General features: G+C 71.6%; 14 protein-coding genes. 6 read left to right on the top strand and 8 right to left on the bottom strand.

Annotated elements, in window-relative coordinates:
- Positions 1-18 precede the first annotated feature (18 nt).
- From AB0C26_RS41980 to AB0C26_RS42000, 5 genes are all read right to left on the bottom strand, one after another.
- The gene (locus AB0C26_RS41980) at positions 19-1239 is read right to left on the bottom strand and encodes a hypothetical protein (RefSeq protein ID WP_360259664.1); all 1221 of its coding nucleotides are present in this window, start codon (positions 1237-1239) and stop codon (positions 19-21) included.
- 17 nt (positions 1240-1256) lie between these two features.
- Positions 1257-1757 carry a SigE family RNA polymerase sigma factor gene (locus tag AB0C26_RS41985; protein ID WP_360259666.1) on the bottom strand — a complete coding sequence of 167 codons (501 nt, stop codon included), beginning with the start codon at positions 1755-1757 and terminating at the stop codon, positions 1257-1259.
- A gap of 72 nt (positions 1758-1829) precedes the next feature.
- Positions 1830-2555 (bottom strand): anti-sigma factor, encoded by a 726-nt coding sequence (locus AB0C26_RS41990; RefSeq protein ID WP_360259669.1) that lies wholly within the window; start codon positions 2553-2555, stop codon positions 1830-1832.
- Entirely contained in the window at positions 2552-3115 is a 564-nt protein-coding gene (gene sigK, locus AB0C26_RS41995; RefSeq protein WP_360259671.1) for an ECF RNA polymerase sigma factor SigK, read from the bottom strand. Before sigK ends, AB0C26_RS41990 begins: the two co-directional genes overlap by 4 nt.
- Before the next feature lie 21 nt (positions 3116-3136).
- The gene (locus AB0C26_RS42000; RefSeq protein WP_360259673.1) at positions 3137-4003 is read right to left on the bottom strand and encodes a LysR family transcriptional regulator; all 867 of its coding nucleotides are present in this window, start codon (positions 4001-4003) and stop codon (positions 3137-3139) included.
- Positions 4004-4080: 77 nt separating this feature from the next.
- Here AB0C26_RS42000 and mgrA point away from each other — a divergent pair, with 77 nt between their 5' ends.
- The gene (gene mgrA / locus AB0C26_RS42005; RefSeq protein ID WP_360259676.1) at positions 4081-5112 is read left to right on the top strand and encodes an L-glyceraldehyde 3-phosphate reductase; all 1032 of its coding nucleotides are present in this window, start codon (positions 4081-4083) and stop codon (positions 5110-5112) included.
- Here mgrA and AB0C26_RS42010 read toward each other — a convergent pair.
- Complete coding sequence (locus AB0C26_RS42010) at positions 5109-5975, bottom strand: NAD(P)-dependent oxidoreductase (protein ID WP_360259678.1); 867 nt, start codon at positions 5973-5975, stop codon at positions 5109-5111. The genes mgrA and AB0C26_RS42010 overlap by 4 nt on opposite strands.
- A gap of 62 nt (positions 5976-6037) precedes the next feature.
- On the opposite strand from AB0C26_RS42010, the gene AB0C26_RS42015 reads away from it, so the two are divergent.
- From AB0C26_RS42015 to AB0C26_RS42025, 3 genes are all read left to right on the top strand, one after another.
- Positions 6038-7699, top strand: coding sequence for a bifunctional 3'-5' exonuclease/DNA polymerase (locus tag AB0C26_RS42015; RefSeq protein WP_360259680.1), 1662 nt, complete (start codon positions 6038-6040; stop codon positions 7697-7699).
- Between the two features lie 120 nt (positions 7700-7819).
- Entirely contained in the window at positions 7820-11440 is a 3621-nt protein-coding gene (metH, locus tag AB0C26_RS42020; RefSeq protein ID WP_360259683.1) for a methionine synthase, read from the top strand.
- A complete protein-coding gene (locus tag AB0C26_RS42025; RefSeq protein ID WP_360259686.1) occupies positions 11437-11829 on the top strand; it encodes a rhodanese-like domain-containing protein in 393 nt (130 codons plus the stop codon). The genes metH and AB0C26_RS42025 overlap by 4 nt, the downstream gene beginning before the upstream one ends.
- On the opposite strand, the gene AB0C26_RS42030 is transcribed toward AB0C26_RS42025, so the two are convergent.
- A complete protein-coding gene (locus AB0C26_RS42030; protein WP_360259688.1) occupies positions 11823-12836 on the bottom strand; it encodes a sialidase family protein in 1014 nt (337 codons plus the stop codon). The genes AB0C26_RS42025 and AB0C26_RS42030 overlap by 7 nt on opposite strands.
- Positions 12837-13035: 199 nt before the next feature.
- On the opposite strand from AB0C26_RS42030, the gene AB0C26_RS42035 reads away from it, so the two are divergent.
- Together AB0C26_RS42035 and AB0C26_RS42040 are read left to right on the top strand one after the other, a co-directional pair.
- Positions 13036-14739, top strand: coding sequence for an NAD-binding protein (locus AB0C26_RS42035; RefSeq protein ID WP_360259691.1), 1704 nt, complete (start codon positions 13036-13038; stop codon positions 14737-14739).
- A 14-nt stretch (positions 14740-14753) separates the two neighbouring features.
- Positions 14754-15233, top strand: a complete 480-nt coding sequence (locus AB0C26_RS42040) for a hypothetical protein (protein ID WP_360259693.1) — start codon at positions 14754-14756, stop codon at positions 15231-15233.
- On the opposite strand, the gene fxsT is transcribed toward AB0C26_RS42040, so the two are convergent.
- Complete coding sequence (gene fxsT, locus AB0C26_RS42045) at positions 15230-18076, bottom strand: FxSxx-COOH system tetratricopeptide repeat protein (RefSeq protein ID WP_360259696.1); 2847 nt, start codon at positions 18074-18076, stop codon at positions 15230-15232. The two genes, AB0C26_RS42040 and fxsT, sit on opposite strands and share 4 nt — an antisense overlap.
- Positions 18077-18126: the final 50 nt, after the last annotated feature.

Below are 18126 nucleotides of genomic sequence, written 5' to 3' on the forward strand. Positions count from 1 at the left end.
TGTCGGTGTACCCGACGTTCACCGGCAGGTCCACATGAGAGGGCGGTTGGCCACCGGCTCGGTGGCGGTCGTGTCGGTGGTGTAACCGCCGGCTGTCTTGCCGTCGGCGCTGAGGGTGGTGGTCACGTACTCGCGCATCTTGGTGAATCCGGGGAGCGTGACCACCTTGCGGCCGGCGATGATGACCGGCTTGAAGTCGCCCGTGGTGGCCAGCACCCAGCCGTTGGCGGCGCCGACCGCCGGCGGGCCGAGCGGGATGGGCAGTTTCTCGTACCGGCCGGCGGCGATGTCGTAGCGGTACGAGGCGAAGCTGCGGCCGCCGCTCCTCCCGATGATGTCGCGGACCGCCCGGCCGTAGACCCAGCCGTTGCTGATGGACTCCGGCCAGAACAGGGTCGCCTGCCCGCCGTCCACAGTAGGCATCGGCATGAGACGGCCCGAACCGTCGGGGCGCCACAGATAGCCGGTGCTCTCGCCGTTCTCTCGGGCGACGGTGCCGACGATCGTGCCGTCCTCGTCGATGCCCTTCCCCTCACCGGTGACGAAGCCGGCCGGCAGTGCCAGCCGCACCGGGGCGGCCGTCGGTGACGCCCAGGTGGCCGGGATGCCGTTGTCCGGGTCGCCCAGCGTGCCGACGATCCGGCCGGCCTCGTCGATGCCGGACGCCACGGCCCGGCCGCCGGGCAGCCGGGTCACGCTGGCACCCGTGGAGGTGTACGCCTGCTGTCTTTCCGCCTCGTCGAAGCTGTAGCCGACGGCGACGCCGGCCGAGTTGATGTCGCCCCACGCCCCCTCCTGGCCGGGCATCGCCGGGCGGGGCTGGAGGACGCCGTCCTTCCAGATGACCGAGTGGGACTCGAGCCGGGCCGGATAGACGCGCCCGGTCAGGTAGTGGCCGCTCGGGTCGCCACCGCTGACGATGGCCTTCTCGACGTCGCCGGTGGGCAGCAGCTTCACCGTGCAGTCCCGCGGCACCGGCACCGGCACCGGCACCGCCGCGGCCGACGGCGCCGCGGAGACCACCGGCTCGGGGTCGTCGCGCAGGGCGGCCACCGACACCGTTCCGCCGCCCGCGGCCACGGCGGTCACCGCGGCCAGCGCCACCCCGCCGGACCAGCGGCGCACCCGGCGCCGGCGGCGGCCCTCGGCCATCGTCCGGGGGATGTCGATCCCGGACGGCGCCGGCGGCTCGTCCGGGATCGTGCGCAGAATCCGTACCGCCCGGTTGTCCTCGGTCATGTCTTTCTCTCCACGGTTCATAGCCGGTCCAGGGCGGCTGAGTCGAATGCGAGGCGAAGCTTGTCCAGGGCGTGCGCGCACTGGCTCTTCACGGTCCCCTCGGAGCAGCCCAGGTGGTGGGCGACGTCCTTGACCGGCAGATCGCAGAGGTAGCGCAGCACCACGACGGCCCGCTGCCGCGGCGGCAACTCCATCAGCGCGGTCCGGACGACTGACTGGTCGTCGACCGGCGCCACGACGGCCGGAGCCCGGTCCGGTAGCCAGTCGAGCAGGGCGACCTTCCACCAGCCGCGGCGGCGCTCGTCGAGGAAGACCCGCACGAGCATGGTGTTCACGTAGGCGTCGACGTTCTCCACGTGGCCGATGCCGGGCCATCGTGTGTAGAGCTTGGTCAGGGTCTCCTGCACGAGGTCGTCGGCCTGATGCGAGTCACCGCAGAGCAGGTAGGCCGTGCGCCGCAGCGCTTTGACCCGGCCGTGCACGAACGCCAGGTAGTCGCTGTCCGTTCTCTTCGGCATTCCCGCTCCTGTCGGTGTCCTGTGTATCCGACGGCGGATCGAGGGGATCGGTTGGTCCGGGAGCAAAGAAAATCAAAGTTGTACGAGGGCGTCGAGCGGCGTGGTCGGCGTCGTGGCCCCGGGCGCGTTCTCGATCGTCACGCCCACCGCGCTCGACGCCGGCAGGCCCTGGACGATCCGCACGGTGGCCGCCTGGCCCTCGCCGAGCGCCCCGGCCGAGGCCGGGTCGTCGTCGCGGATGGTCCACAGTTGATAGACGCGTCCCTCGCCCGGCGCCGAGGTGGCGGCCAGCATGATCACGCCGGCGTCGGTCAGTTTCGACGACGCCACTGTCACCCGCCCGCCGCTGGTCAGCGTCTGTTCCCGCACCTGCAGGTCGGGGGCGGCCAGGATCGCGCGGACACGCGCCTCGGAGGCGCGCGCGGCTTCGGCGACGGCCCGTTCCTGCCGTACCCGCTGATCTTGAATGGCGTAGACGGCGGCGCCGACGCCGGCGGCCGCCACCACCGCGGCCGCCGCGGCCACCAGGTGAAAGCGGCGTTTCGGCGTGACCGCACGGACCGGGACGGCCGGATCTTGCCGGGTGGTGGTGATCGCGTCGAGGACGTTCGCCCGCAGCGCGGGCGGCGGCACCGACCAGGTGGTATCGGCCAGGCGGGCCGCGGCCTCGCGGAATTCGTCCACCTCGGCCCGGCAGGCCGCGCACTCGCGCAGGTGCCGCTCGAAGGCGGCCCGTTCGAGGTCGTCCACCGCGTCCAGCACGTAGGCGCCGACGAGCGCGTGCACGTCGGGCCTCACGCCGTCGCCCCCGTCGTCAGGCAGTCGCGCAGCCGGGCCAGGCCGTCGCGCATCCGCGATTTGATCGTCGGCAACGGCGCCCCCAGCAGCTCGGCCACCTGGGGGTAGGTGTGGCCCTGGAAATACGCGAGGGTGACCGCCTGCCGCTGGAGGCCGGTCAGCTCGTCCAGGCAGTGCCGCACCTGCCGGCGTTCCAGGCGCACCGCGACCTCGTCGGCCACGGCGTCGTACGGGGTGTCGACCGCCGCGATGCCGGCCCGGACGGTCCGGTCGGCCGCCGCCCGCTCGGAGCGGGCCCGGTCGACCGCCCGGCGGTGCGCGATCGTGAAGATCCACGCCGTCGGGGTCCCCCGCCCGGGATCGAACTGGGGAGCCCGCCGCCACACCTCGACCAGCACCTCCTGCGCGACCTCCTCGGCCTGCGACACGTCCCGCAGCACCCGCCGAACCAGCCCGAACACCCGCGGCGCGACCACGTCGTACAGCCGGGCGAAGGCCTTCTCGTCGCCCCGCGCCACCCGCGCCAGCAGCGCCTCGATGTCCAGCACCGGCGTCACCATCCGCGCCCCCTCACGGGGAGCCTAGAGCGAGGAAATCATGCGCAACAGCTCCCCGGCCGCCGGCCCGGGCGGCGCCGACGCGGGCAGGGCCACCGACACCTGCCAGGACGCACCGGCGGCGAGCCGGGCCACGTGCAGGCCCGAGGCGTGCGGCTTGCGGGTCACCGGCGCCGGCACGACGGCGATCCCCAGCCCCTGGTGGACGAAGTCCAGCAACGTGTGGACGTCGTTCACTTCGACCGAGACGCGCCGGTCCACGCCGTGCCGGGCGAACAACTGGTCGTTGACCTTGCGGGCGCCCCAGTCGGGGCGGAAGTCGACGAAGTCCGCCCCGGCCAGGGCCGCGGGATCGAGGTCGGCCGGTACGTGGTCCGGGTGGGCGAGGAGCAACATCTCCTCGGTGGCCAGCGGTTCCAGCCGTACGCCCTCGGGAGCGGCACCGGGAAGCGCGACGAATCCGACGTTGAGGCGCCCCTGCCGGATCTCCTCGACGATGTGCCCGGAACCGGCGTAGCGCAGGCTGATCTCCACCCCCGGATGGGCGCGGCGGAACGACGCCAGCAGCGGTGGCGGATCGATCACCCCGAGGCACTGCTCGGTGCCGACCGCGAGGCTGCCGCGCAGCAGTCCGCGCACCGCGGCCACCGCTTCCCGGGCCGCGGCCGCGCTGGCCAGCGTACGATTCGCCTCGGTCAGCAGGGCGCGCCCGGCGTCGGTGAGCCGCACGCGGCGGGTGTGCCGGACGAACAGCTCGGCGTCCAGTTCGCGCTCGAGCGCCTTGATCGAGGCCGAGAGGCCGGACTGCGCCACCCGCATCCGCTCGGCGGCCCGGGTGAAGTGGCGTTCCTCGGCCACCGCGACGAAGTACTCCAGGTGCCGCAACTCCATGATTGAGCAGTCTAGGTGCTGAATCCGAGCGCTTTCTTCTGTTGGACCTTTGATCACCGAGGGACGAGGGTGGGGACATGCCAACCAGCTACACCGCCGAAGGCGACCGTTACGACACCATGGAGTACCGCCGGACCGGGCGTTCCGGGCTCAAGCTGCCCGCCGTCTCGCTCGGTCTGTGGCACAACTTCGGCGACGACAAGCCCCTGGAGACCCAGCGGGCCATCCTGCGCCGGGCCTTCGACCTCGGCATCACCCACTTCGACCTGGCCAACAACTACGGTCCGCCGTACGGGTCGGCCGAGCTCAACTTCGGGCGCCTGCTGGCCGAGGACTTCCGCCCGTACCGCGACGAGCTGGTCGTCTCGACCAAGGCCGGGTACGACATGTGGCCCGGACCGTACGGCGAGTGGGGCTCCCGCAAGTACGTGACGGCGTCGCTGGACCAGTCGCTCAAGCGGATGGGCCTGGAGTACGTCGACATCTTCTACTCGCACCGCTTCGACCCGGAGACGCCGCTCGAGGAGACGATGGGCGCGCTCGACGCCGCCGTGCGGGCCGGCAAGGCGCTCTACGTGGGCATCTCGTCGTACTCGCCGGAGAAGACCGCCGAGGCGGCCGCGATCCTGCGTGACCTGGGCACGCCGTTGCTGATCCACCAGCCGTCGTACTCGATGCTGAACCGCTGGATCGAGGGCGGCCTGCTCGACACGCTGCGGGAGGTGGGCGCCGGCTGCATCGCCTTCTCGCCGCTGGCCCAGGGCATGCTCACCGACCGCTACCTGGACGGCGTCCCTTCGAACAGCAGGGCCGCCGAGCACAAGTCGCTCTCGACCGACCTGCTGAGCGACGACAACCTGGGCAAGATCCGGGCGCTGAACGAGATCGCCCAGCGCCGCGGTCAGAGTCTGGCCCAGATGGCGATCGCCTGGTCGCTGCGCGATGAGCGGATGACCTCGGTGGTGCTCGGCGCGAGCAGCGTGGCCCAGCTCGAGGCGAACGTCGCGTCCCTGGGGAACACGACGTTCACCGACGGCGAGCTGGCCGAGATCGACAAGTACGCCACCGAGTCGGGCATCAACCTCTGGGCGCGCAGCAGCGGGGTCTAAGAGAAGGACGCGTGGTAGGACGCGGCCATGTCCGCGTCCCCATGCCCCTGCTCCTCGGCCCGGCGGAAACGTTCGGCGCCGGCTTCGGCCAGGTCCAGCCGTACGCCGTGACGCCGGCCGGCCTCGACGATGAGCCGCGCGTCCTTGCCGGCCGTGCTCACCGCGAAGCTGGCCGGCGTCAGGTTGCCCTCGCGGATCAGGCCGGTCTTGGCTCGCAGGTAGCCGTTGTCGAGCGGGCCGCCCTGGATCAGCTCGAGGAACTTGCCGAAGTCGACGTGCAGCGCCTCGGACAGGGCCAGCACCTCGCCGCCGGCGTGGGTCAGGGCCAGCACCCAGCTGTTGGCGACCAGCTTCAAACGGGTTCCCTCGCCCGGTTTGTCCAGCCACACGGTTTTCGCGCCGACCGCGTCCAACACCGGCGCGATGTCGTCCCTTTTGTCAGCGGGGCCGGCCGCCAGCACCGTCAGCTGGCCCGCCTCGGCCGGCTGCCGGGTGCCCAGCACGGGGGCGTCGTAGTAGACGAGGCCGTGGGACGCCGCATAACCGGCGAACTCGTCGACGTCGTCCAGGCTGACCGTTGTCGACTGCACCCAGATCTGGCCCTCGGAGAGCGCGAGCTGCGCCTCGCGCATCACCTCGCGCACGGCCGCCCCGTCGAAGAGCATGGTCAGGACGACGTCGGCCCCGCGCACGGCCTCCTCGACGGTGGTCACGACCCGCGCCCCGTCGGCCGCGAGGGGTTGCGCCCGCTCCGGGGTGCGGTTCCACACCCGTACGGTGAAACCGTTCTTGACCAGATTGCGGGCCATGGCGGCGCCCATGATGCCGGTGCCGAGAACGCTGACGGTGAGGGTCTCTGTCATGCGCATCATCTTCCCGCTCGCCCGCGGCGAAAACTGTCGTACCCCTTCGCGAGAATGGCCACGTGCTGGTAGCGGTGGACCCGTCGGGGTTCCTTCAGGAGCTGCGGGCCGACGGATCACCCGCCGGTCCGCCGGTCCGCGCCGCCGACCTGCCGGCCGCGATCGCCGCGCGGGAGGCCGCCGACGGGCCGCGCTGGGTCTGGCCGTCCACCGCCGAGTTCTATCCGGGCCTGCTCAAAGCCGGGGTCCGGGTCGCCCGCTGCCACGACCTGGAGCTCACCGAGACGCTGCTGCTCGGCCACGCCGGCCAGTGGGGCGCTCCCCGCTCGCTCGCCGCGGCGCGGGCCCGCCTGCACGGTCTGCCCGTCCCACCCGATCCACCGCCGCGTCTGCCCGATCCGCCCGGTCTGGCCCAGGTCGCCCTGTTCGAGACCTTGGGCGGGCCTCCGGCGCCCGGATTCGACGTTCTCGAGACCATTTCCCAGGTGTACGCCGATCAGGTGCGCCGGGTCGCGACAACCGAACACCCGGGCCGCTTCCGGCTGCTCGTGGCCGCCGAGTCGGCCGGCTCCCTGGTCGGGGCCGAGATGGGCCACGCCGGCCTGCCCTGGCGGGCCGACGTGCACGACGAGCTGCTGCGCGAGCTGCTGGGCCCGCCCCAGGCGGTCGGGCCGCCGCGCCGCCTGGCCGAGCTGACCGCCGAGATCAACGCGGCCTTCGGCGTCCGGGGTCTCCACCCCGACTCGCCGGCCGAGGTGGTCAAGGCGTTCGCCCGGGCCGGCGTCGACATCCCCAACACCCGGGCCTGGGTGGTGCGCCAGGTCGAGCACCCGGCCGTGAAGCCCCTGCTGGAATACAAGGAGCTCTACCGCATCTGGACCGCGCACGGCTGGTCGTGGCTCGACCAGTGGGTCACCGACGGCCGCTTCCGCCCGGAGTACGTGCCGGGCGGCGTCGTCTCCGGCCGCTGGGCCACCCGGGGCGGCGGCGCCCTCCAGGTGCCGAAAGTGGTGCGCCGGGCCGTGATCGCCGATCCGGGCTGGCGGTTCGTGGTGGCCGACGCCGGTCAGCTCGAGCCGCGGGTGCTGGCCGCGATGTCCGGCGACCGGCGGTTCGCCGAGGCCGGGGCCGGACACGATCTCTACGCGGCGCTGGCCGCGGCCTCGTTCGACGGTGACCGGGCCAAGGCCAAGGTGGCGCTGATCGGCGCCATGTACGGCCAGACCGGCGGCAACGCGATCCCCGCCCTGGCCGTGCTGCGCAAGCACTACCCGGTCGCCTTCGACTACGTGGAGGCCGCCGCCCGTACGGGCGAGGCCGGTGGCCTGGTCCGCTCCTGGCTGGGCCGGACCTGCCCGCCCTCGTCAGCAACCTGGGGCGACGACGCCGGGCTGGACCCGCCCGAGACCGAGCAGCCGCTGAGCGGCGCGTCCGGGCGGGCGCGCGGGCGCTTCACGCGCAACTTCGTCGTGCAGGCCACCGCGGCCGAGTGGGCGCTGGTACTGCTGGCCACTTTGCGTACGGCTTTGGAGGGAACCCGGGCCGAGCTCGTGCTTTTCGTGCACGATGAAGTGGTCGTGCATTGCCCCGCCGAGGAGGCGGACCAGGTGGTCGCCGCCGTCCACGACAGCGCCGCCAAGGCGGGCCGGATGCTTTTCGGGGACACGACGGTGCGCTTCCCGCTCGACGTCTCAACAGTTGGCGCGTACGCCGACGCCAAGTGAGATTGCGGTAACTTGGGTGGACCGAAGCGAGAGGCGCTGCAACGGGGAGTGATCCCCGCCACGCTCGCTCGGGGCAATCCGACCAAGGGCGCCTCCGTTGTAACCACGGAGGTGGTCGGTATGGAGAGAAACGAACGTGTCGCGGAACTGAAGCGTCTGCTCGGCGAGCGGATCCTGGTGCTCGACGGCGCCTGGGGCACGATGCTGCAGGGCGCCGAGCTCAAGCCGGAGGACTACCGGGGCGACATGATCCCGGCGGATCATCCGCAGGACGTGACCGGCGACCCCGACCTGCTGATCCTCACCCGGCCCGACGTGATCCTCGACGTCCACCGGCAGTACCTGGCGGCCGGGGCCGACATCACCACGACCAACACCTTCACCGCGACCAGCATCGCCCAGGCCGACTACGGCCTGGAACATCTGGTCCGCGAGATGAACATCCGCGGCGCCCGGCTGGCCCGGCAGGCGGCCGACGAGGCCGGGGGGATGCGGTTCGTGGCCGGCTCGGTCGGCCCGCTGAACGTCACGCTGTCGCTCTCGCCCAAGGTCGACGACCCGGCGTACCGCGCGGTCACCTTCGATCAGGTCAAGGCGGCGTACGCGGAGCAGATCTCGGCCCTGGCCGAGGGCGGCGTCGACCTGCTGCTGATCGAGACGATCTTCGACACGCTGAACGCCAAGGCGGCCGTCGCGGCCGCCCGCGAGGTCGCGCCCGACCTGCCGCTCTGGATCTCGGTGACGATCGTCGACCTGTCCGGGCGTACGCTCAGCGGCCAGACCGTCGAGGCGTTCTGGCGCTCCATCGAACGGGCCGAGCCGCTGGTCGTGGGCGTGAACTGTTCGCTCGGCGCGACCGAGATGCGCCCGCACGTGACCGACCTGGCCCGCCTCTCGAACGTCTACGTGGCCTCCCACCCGAACGCCGGCCTGCCCAACGCCTTCGGTGGCTACGACGAGAAGCCCGCGGAGACCGCCGCGCTGGTGAAGGGCTTCATCGACGACGGCCTGGTCAACATCGTCGGCGGCTGCTGCGGGACGACTCCCGCCCATATCGGGCAGATCGCGCTGGCGGCCAAGGGCGCGACGCCCCGCGTGATCAACCCGCCGGCCGAGACCACCCGCTTCAGCGGCCTCGAGCCGTTCGCGATCGGCCCCGACACCGGCTTCGTCATGATCGGCGAGCGGACCAACGTCACCGGCTCGGCCAAGTTCCGCCGGCTCATCGAGGCCGACGACTACCAGGGCGCGGTCGACGTGGCCCTCGACCAGGTGCGCGGCGGGGCCAACCTGCTCGACGTGAACATGGACGCCGACCTGCTCGACAGCGAGCAGGCGATGACCACCTTCCTCAACCTGATCGCCACCGAGCCCGAGGTGGCCCGCATCCCGGTCATGATCGACAGCTCCAAGTGGAGCGTGCTCGAGGCCGGCCTCAAGTGCGTGCAGGGCAAGGGCGTGGTCAACTCGATCAGCCTCAAGGAGGGCGAGGAGGCCTTCCTGTCGCAGGCCCGCAGGATCCGTGACTTCGGTGCGGGCGTGGTGGTCATGGCCTTCGACGAACAGGGCCAGGCCGACACCCGTGACCGCAAGGTCGAGATCTGCGGGCGCGCGTACGACCTGCTGGTGAATGTCGCCGGCTTCGCGCCGGACGACATCATCTTCGACCCGAACGTGCTCGCGGTCGCCACGGGCATCTCCGAACACAACGGCTACGCCAAGGCGTTCATCGAGGCCCTGCCGCTGATCAAGCAGCGCTGCCCGGGCGCCCGGACCAGCGGCGGCATCTCCAACCTGTCGTTCTCGTTCCGCGGCAACGACGTGGTCCGCGAGGCCATGCACTCGGCCTTCCTGTTCCACGCGGTCAAGGCCGGCCTCGACATGGGCATCGTCAACGCCGGTCAGCTCGCCGTCTACCAGGACATCCCGGCCGACCTGCTGGAGCTGGTCGAGGACGTGCTCTTCGACCGCCGCCCGGACGCCACCGACCGGCTGGTCACCTTCGCCTCCACGGTCACCGGCAAGGGCAAGCAGCGCGAGGTCGACCTGTCCTGGCGCGAGGCCCCGGTCGCCGAGCGCCTGTCGTACGCCCTGGTCCACGGCATCGTCGACTTCATCGAGGACGACACCGAGGAGGCCCGGCAGCAGTTCGCGCGGCCGCTCGAGGTGATCGAGGGCCCGCTCATGGACGGCATGAAGGTCGTCGGCGACCTGTTCGGCTCGGGCAAGATGTTCCTGCCCCAGGTGGTCAAGAGCGCCCGCGTGATGAAGCGCTCGGTGGCCTACCTCGAGCCGTTCATGGAGGCCGAGAAGGAGCAGGCCCGCCTGGAGGGCCGGGTCGAGACGTCGCGCGGCCAGGGCAAGGTCGTGCTGGCCACGGTCAAGGGCGACGTGCACGACATCGGCAAGAACATCGTCGGCGTCGTGCTCGGCTGCAACAACTACGAGGTGATCGACCTCGGCGTGATGGTGCCGGCCGCCAAGATCCTCGACACCGCGGTGGCCGAGGGCGCCGACGTCGTCGGCCTGTCCGGCCTGATCACCCCGTCGCTCGACGAGATGGTCGCGGTCGGCGCCGAGATGCAGCGCCGCGGCCTCAAACTGCCGCTGCTCATCGGCGGGGCGACGACCTCGAAGCAGCACACGGCCGTCCGCATCGCGCCCGCCTACCAGGCCTCGACCGTGCACGTGCTCGACGCGTCGCGGGTCGTCGGCGTGGTCTCCGACCTGCTCGACCCCGACCGGGCCGAGAAGCTCGACGTGGCCAACCGGGCCGACCAGGAGCGCCTGCGCGAGCAGCACGCCAACCGGCACGCGCAGCCGCTGCTCACCCTGGAGCAGGCCCGGGCCAACCGTGAGCGGGTCGACTTCAGCGACCTGCCGACGCCCACGTTCACCGGGGTACGGGACGTGCAGCCCACGATCGCCCAGCTCCGCGAGATGATCGACTGGCAGTTCCTGTTCCTGGCCTGGGAGCTCAAGGGCAAGTACCCGGCCATTCTGGAGCAGCCGGTCGCCCGCGAGCTGTTCGACGACGCGAACACCCTCCTCGACAAGATCATTTCGGACGGTTCGTTCCAGGCCCGGGGCCGGTACGCGTTCTGGCCGGCACACAGCGACGGCGACGACATCGTGCTCGACAACGGCGTGACGTTCCCGATGCTGCGCCAGCAGACCCAGAAGCCGGCCGGCCGGGCCAACCGCTCGCTGGCCGACTACATCGCCCCGTCGGGCGACCACCTGGGCGGCTTCGCGGTCGCGATCCACGGGGCCGACGACCTGGCGGCCAAGTACGAGGCGGAGAACGACGACTACCGCGCCATCATGGTCAAGGCGCTGGCCGACCGCCTGGCCGAGGCGTTCGCCGAATACCTGCACCTCCAGGTCCGCCGCGAGTGGTTCGAGCCGGACGCCAAGCCGAAGCTGGAAGACCTGCACGCCGAGCGCTTCCGCGGCATCCGGCCGGCGCTGGGCTATCCGGCGAGCCCCGACCACAGCGAGAAGAAGGACCTGTTCAACCTGCTGGGAACGCGGGAGATCGGCGTGGGCCTGACGGAGTCGTACGCGATGACCCCGGCCGCCGCGGTCAGCGGCCTGATCTTCGCCCACCCCGACTCGCGGTACTTCACCGTGGGCCGGCTCGGCAAGGACCAGATCGTCGACTACGCGGCCCGCCGCGGCATGAGCGTCGACGAGGTCGAGCGCTGGCTGCGCCCCAACCTGGCCTACGAGATCGCATGATCGACTCTGTGCTGGAGAAGGCCCGCGAGGGCCTTCTCCGCCTGGATCCGCACCAGACCCGCGCCGCCGTTCTCGACGGCGCTCTGCTGATCGACACCCGGACCGACCGGCAGCGCGCCGAGCAGGGCGACCTGCCCGGCGCGATCGTCATCGACCGGACCGTGATGGAGTGGCGCCTCGACCCGGCGTCGCCGAACCGGATTCCCGAGGCCACCGGCCACGACGTACAGATCATCGTGGTCTGCCGTCAGGGTTACAGCTCGAGCCTGGCCGCGGCCAGCCTGCAGGCGCTGGGCCTGTGGCGGGCGACCGACATGATCGGCGGCTTCGAGGCGTGGGCGGCGGCGGGCCTGCCCCGGTCGGACAAGCCCGCCGACGTACGTTACTGAGGGTAGTCCTTGGTTTCGGTGAAGATGCCGACCACGGTGGCTGCCCGCACGTCGAAGCCCAGGGTCAGGAACCTGCCCGGCTCGAGCTCCACACTCGACGGATTCGCCTGGTCGGAGTGGCCCGAGTCGTAAAGCTGCACATCCTCGTACCCGTCCCAGCCCTTCTCCGGATCTCGCACGAGACGCCCGACCGTGTCGCGGTGCTCCGAGAACCGGGGCTTGAGGTCACCGTACGTCACCAGCACCTCGCCCGTGCTCAACCGCAGAGCGTGATGGGAGGAGGCGGGCATGTCGGTCGGCTGGGCGATGCTCCAGGTGTGCCCGTCGTCGGTCGACTCGGCCAGGTAGGCGTGCCCCACTGTCGTCCGGATCAGCACGATCACCCGGTCGTCGAGCACCGTGAGCGTCGGCTCCTGGAAATGGACGCCGTCCGCGGCCGCCAGCAGGATCTCGGACTCGGCGGGCCAGGTCCGCCCGCCGTCGGTGCTGCGCACCACTGTCGCGCGCATCCAGGCCTCGCCGGGCAGACGCCCGTACAGCGGAAAGAGTAGATCGCCGCTGGGCAGCTCGGCCGCCGCGCCGTGCGAGGCCGAGAAGGTCTTGGAGGCCCGCCGCTCCTGTTCCGGCAGAGCCATGGCCGTGCCGACCAGGATCGGCTCACCCCAGGTCTCGCCGTTGTCGGTGCTGCGGTGCACCCAGGTGCCGTGCGTGGTGTGCCACGGCTCGGTCCACTCGATCACGAAGTAGCTGAGCAGCACGGTGCCGTCGCGCAGCACGGCCAGCTTGGGATCGCGGTCGTCGAAGGGCCCGTCCACCGCCGTACGCGGCGCACTCCAGGTCTTGCCGTTGTCATCGCTTTCCGCGAGCCGGATCCGCCCGTCCGCCTTGACGTGCCCGGTGCTCTCCCGCCAGGCCGCCAGCAACCGCCCGTCGGCCAGCCGCACGACATCGGGAAAATGCGGAAGCAGCCCCGGCTCGGCCCGGGCCACAGTGATCTGCGTAGGCAACGCTTCACCCCTCACGCGATGGTCGTCCCTCCCGTCCGACCCTACCGTGACGCCCTCGGCGGGAGCGCCGGCGAACCATCAGGCCGTACTCCAGGTAGCCGCGCAGTGACACAATGAGATGATGGCTGTGGCGAACGTCGATAGAGCAGCATCCGCCGCTTTCGGGCGCCATACCGCTGTCGTCGTACGGCTGTCCTTTGTGGCTCTGGCTTTCGCGGCGCTCATTCTGGGCTACCTGGGCCTCGACCGTTACTTCGTCGAGCAGGGTCTGCCGGGACGGACCTTCCTCAACATCGCCTACTTCGACCTTCAGCTGTTCGTGCTCGGCGCCGACCCGCTGCAGGAAGCCACCGCCCTGCCGCCGACTCTCCAGATCGCCCGCTTCGCCGCGCCTGCCGTGACGCTGTTCGCCCTCGCCGAGGCGGCCCGGCTGCTGCTGTCGGCCGAGTTCGGCCGGCTCCGGGCCCGGAGCGCCCGCGGGCACGCCATCGTCTGCGGCGACTCGACCGCCGCGGCCACCCTGGCCCGTAATCTCGCGACAGCGCAGCGCCGGACGGTGCTCATCCGCACCCTTCCGAGCGGCCCGCTGGCGTCCCGCCGCGACCATCTGCTGAGCGTCACCGGCGATGCCACCGACCCGGACATCCTCCGCGGCGCCGGCGTCGCCCACGCCACTGTCATCTACGCCTGCACGGATGACAGCGCCACCAACGTGGCCATCGCGGCCGCGGCCGGCCGGGTCATCGACAACCAGTCCGGACGGGCGACCGTGTACGCGCAGATTCACGATCCGGAACGGGCCGTAGCCCTGCAGGCCCGGCGCCTGGGAGTCGACGCCGCCCCCAACCTGAGGCTCGACTTCTTCAACCTCGACCAGCTCGCGGTGCAGGTGCTGCTCACGGAGCGGCCGCCGGAGCCGGTCGGCGGGCATGCGCCGAGACTGCTGATCGCCGGCGACGCGCCGTTCGCCCGGGCGCTGCTGGTCTCACTCGCCCGGGGCTGGCGGCTGCGGCGCCCCGGCGGCGACACGCGGATCGCTGTCGACTTCGTCCGGCCCGGCGCGGGCGACACGCTGGCCGCGCTGCGCGGACGTTACCGGATCCTCGACGACGCCTGCGAGATCACGGCGTACGAGACCGACGTCCCGTCCGTGCTCGCCGGGCGGCCGGAGCTGGTCTACGACGACGCCTATCTCTGCTATCGGGACGAGGAGTACGGCCTGGACCTGGCGCTGACCACGTACGAGTTGTGGCATCGCGTCGCCGGAACGGTGCTGGTGCCGGTCGACCGGCTGGCCGGGCTGACCGACGCGTTCGGCGACGAGCACGGCCGGCGGCTGCTCGACCAGGTCCACGGCAAGATCAAGCTGTTCCCGAAGCACGCCGCCGCCTGCGATCCCGCGCTCATCGCCGAGGACCTCGTGGAGCGCCTGGCCCGCCTGATCCACGAGCGGTACCTGATCGCCTGCCGGGAGCTTCCCGACGAGCCCACCGACCCGGCCGCCCTCGTGGAGTGGGACCGGCTGGACGAGGAGCGCCGCGCCTCCAACCGGTCGCAGGCGGATTCCATCGGCGCCAAGCTCGGCGCCATCGGCTGCACCATCGTGGCCCGCAGCGGCTCCGGCGACTTCGCCCTCACCGAGGACGAGGTGGAGCTGCTGGCGCGGGCCGAGCAGGCGCGCTGGGCCCGGGAGGCGCGGGCGGCCGGCTGGCGCTACGGCCCGGCCCGCGATCCCCGGGCGAAACTGACGCCGTATCTGCTCGACTGGGCCGACCTGCCCGACGAACGCCGGGAGAAGAACCGCGCCGCGGTGCGCGACCTGCCGACCGTGCTGGCCGACGCCGGATTCCAGGTGGTACGCCTCGCCGGCCCTCAGCACGCCCGCACGGCACACCTGGTGTGACGGACGGAGAGGTGATGGGCGAGCGGGCGCTGCGCGTCGGAGTCACCGGCCACATCCGGCTGAGCCGCGAGTCCAGCCGCCCGATCTACCTGGCGCTGCGAAGCTATCTGGCCGGGCAGCTGCGCGTCCATGATCACCTGTACGGCATCACCTGCCTGGCCGACGGGGCCGACAGCCTGTTCGCCCGGGCGGTCAGCGACCTCGACGGCATGCTCGAGGTGATCCTGCCCGGGCCGCCCGGCAACCGGCGCCGCACCCGGCGCCTGCTGAGACGGGCCCACCGGGTCTCGCAGGTCGGCCCCGGCCCGGTGGAGGCCCGCTACGCGGAGGCGAGCGAACGCGTGCTGCGTGGCTGCGAGGTCTTGGTTGCGGTCTGGGACGGCACCGACGCCGGCGGACAGGGCGGTACCGCTCACACCGTGGCCCGGGCCCGTGAACTGGGCAAGCAGGTCGAGGTCATCTGGCCCCCACAGGCACGTCGCCTCGGCCCCTAGGTGGGCGGCGGCTCGATGTCGCATTCCAGCCGCCTTCCGGCGAGGGCGGCCCGCGCGTCGGGGTGCTCGTCACCCAGCAGCCCCGCGAGCCGGCCGGCGGCCTCCCGCCGTGACTCTCCCCGATCGAGCGCGAGATTGGCGGCGCAGACCCAGGTCTCCGGGTGCTCCTCACCCCGTACCCGCAGAAAGCGCTCCACCGTCGCCTCGCCCAGGTCGACGGCGTCCTTCTCGAGGTGATGGTGCGCCAGATCGTTGGCCAGCCCGATCGCGGTGATCAGGGTGTGGGGATGGTCCGGTCCCAGGGTCCGCGCGGTCTGCTCGTACGTCAGCTCGTCGATGTTGTACGCCTCCCGCCACTGTCCCAGCGCCCGCAGGACGACGGCCAGGTTCGTCGAGGCGGCGAGCGTCAACGGGTTCCGCGGCCCGAACAGCCGCCGATAGCGATCGAGCGCTTCGGTAGCCAATCGCCGAGCGCCGAGCGCGTCGCCGACGGCCCGCAACGTGTTGGCGTAGGTCATGATCGACGCCAGGGTCAGGTGGTGATCGGGCCCGTACCGGCTCTGGCAGGTCCGATAGTCGTCGGCCGACGTCTGCAGGGCCTCGCCGAACCGTCCCGACTCGCGCAGCCCGACGGCGACCGCCCGCCGGGCCAGGGCGATGTCGCCGGCGTTGCGCCTGCTCATGTGCTGACGTTGCAGGTCGACCGCCGCATCGAACCGGGCCAGCCCGAGCAGGTCCCAGACCTGGTTGCGCACGGCCACGCGGGTGCGCTCGTCCTCCGCCCCGATACTTCGGCTCAGCGTGCCGACCAGCTTCTCGTCGAGCTCCAGCGCCGCACCCGGATCGCCCAGCAGTCTCAGGTTGATGGTGAGGTTGCCGACCGCGTCCGTCGTCCGCGTGTCCTGCGGGCCGTGCAGCCGGCGAAGCACCTCGGCCGTGCGGCGATCCTCGTCGAGGGCCTGCCGGTACTCTCCCGCCAGCCTCAGATAGAAAGCGAGGACCCGGGCGGTGGCCAGGGTGTCGGGATGATCGGGGCCGAACTCCCCGCTGGCCCGCAGCACTTTCAGCAGCTCGACGATCATGCCGCGGGACTCGTCGTACGAGCCGAGCGATCGCAACGCGTTCGCGAGATGGCGGGTGGCCCGGACGGTGAGCTTGTGCTCCGGGCCCAGCCCGCCGTCGGCCGGATCGGCCCGCCACACCTCGACGGCGGAGCGTCCCAGCTCCGCTGAGGCCTCGAAGTCACCGATCCGTTCCAGATAGCGGATCTGATCGAGGACAGCCGCCCGCGCGGCGATGTCCGCGGAACGCAGGGCGCCGGACGAGATCAGGTGCGGGCCGATCTCACCGTGCTGGGTCCAGGTGCGTGAGTCGTCGGGATCCCGGGGATCGGCGGCGGCCAGGAGGCGATGAACGTCCAGCCGGCGCAGGCCGGCGTCCCTTTCGCTGAGACCGTCCCGCACCATCAGCTGCACCAGCCGATGCATCTGGATCTGTTCGCCGTCGCCGCCCAGCTGGACGAGACCGTACCGGCCCAGATGCTCCGCCTGCTTCCTCAGATCATCTGTGCGGTACAGCACCCGGCCCAGAGGGAGCGTCACGTCGGCGTCCCGGCCCCGGTGCAACAGGGACAGCGACACCGGGAGCGGTGCCATGAACGCCAGAACCTCCAGCAGCTGAGCCGCCGCGACGGACTCCGCCCGCAGCCGCCCCGCCGCGACACTCACGAACGTGGTCACCGTCGTGGTGCGCGACCCGGGCCGGAGCCCCGCCGCCAGCAACTCCTCCAAGTGCTCGGCGAACAACCTCAGATATTCCCCGAGCGGCATGCCCGTCGCGGCCTGCATCGCACAGACCTGGTCGACGGCGAGCGGGAGGTCGCCGAGCTGACCGGCCAGCATGTCGCAATCGTCGGCGGGGGCGGTGACACCCCACTCGCGCATGAAGGCGATGCTCTCCGGCCGGGAGAAGACGCCCACACTGAACGGGGTACCCGCGGCGGACGCCCAGGCGTAGTTGCGCGATGTGATGATCACCTGGCCACCGACCGCCGGGACGAACGAGGCGAGGTCCGCCGGCTGGTCGGCGTTGTCGTAGATCAACAGCCAGCGCAGCGCGCTCTCCTCGAGCGCGGTGAGCACGTCCCGGACGGTCTGCCGCATGTCGTTGGCCGGAATGATCCCCAACTGGTCGCCGAGGGCGGCCAGAGCCGCGATCGCCTGCGACGGCTGCTCGGCGGGCACCCACCAGAGCACGTCGTACTCGGCCGCCCACCGGGCGACGTACTGCAGCGCGAGCTGCGTCTTACCCACACCGCCGAGCCCCACCAGCGACATCGGCATCCGGGCGGGACCGGTGAGCACCGCCCTCATCTGCGTGAGCAGTTCCTGCCGGCCGGTGAAGTGAGGGGCCGGGCCGGGCACGTTGTTCACCACCGCGCCGGAGGCGACCGGCGGAACGGCCGGCGGCGCCGGCCGGTGCGAGGCGACGAAGTCGTTCCGTACGCGGGCCGGCAGGTCCGGGGCCGGGCCGTCGTCCGCCGCCAGCCAGAGCTGATGGAAGCGCCGGATCTCCTGATCGGCGTCGTGCCCGGTCACCGACCAGTCGGCGAGTTGCCGGACGACACACTCGACTTTGACCCATTTCGGCAGGCCGCTGCCGCGCAACATGGCGCCGATCGTCTCGTGGCTGACGGTGTCCGGCATATCGCCCCGGTCCCGGATCGCCGCGCTGATCCGGCGTGCGCCCGGCTTCCCGGCGGCGCGGTGGAGCTCGTGCAGGCCGCGGAGAAGATCACCCAACGGGCCGTCGCCGACGATGCCCGGCTTAGGTGCCCTCGCCACCATCAGACTCCCGTTCGTCAGCACCGGATGCCAAGAACTGTCAAGTTGCG

It is taken from the genome of Actinoplanes sp. NPDC048796 (assembly GCF_040650035.1).
Taxonomy (GTDB): Bacteria; Actinomycetota; Actinomycetes; order Mycobacteriales; family Micromonosporaceae; genus Actinoplanes.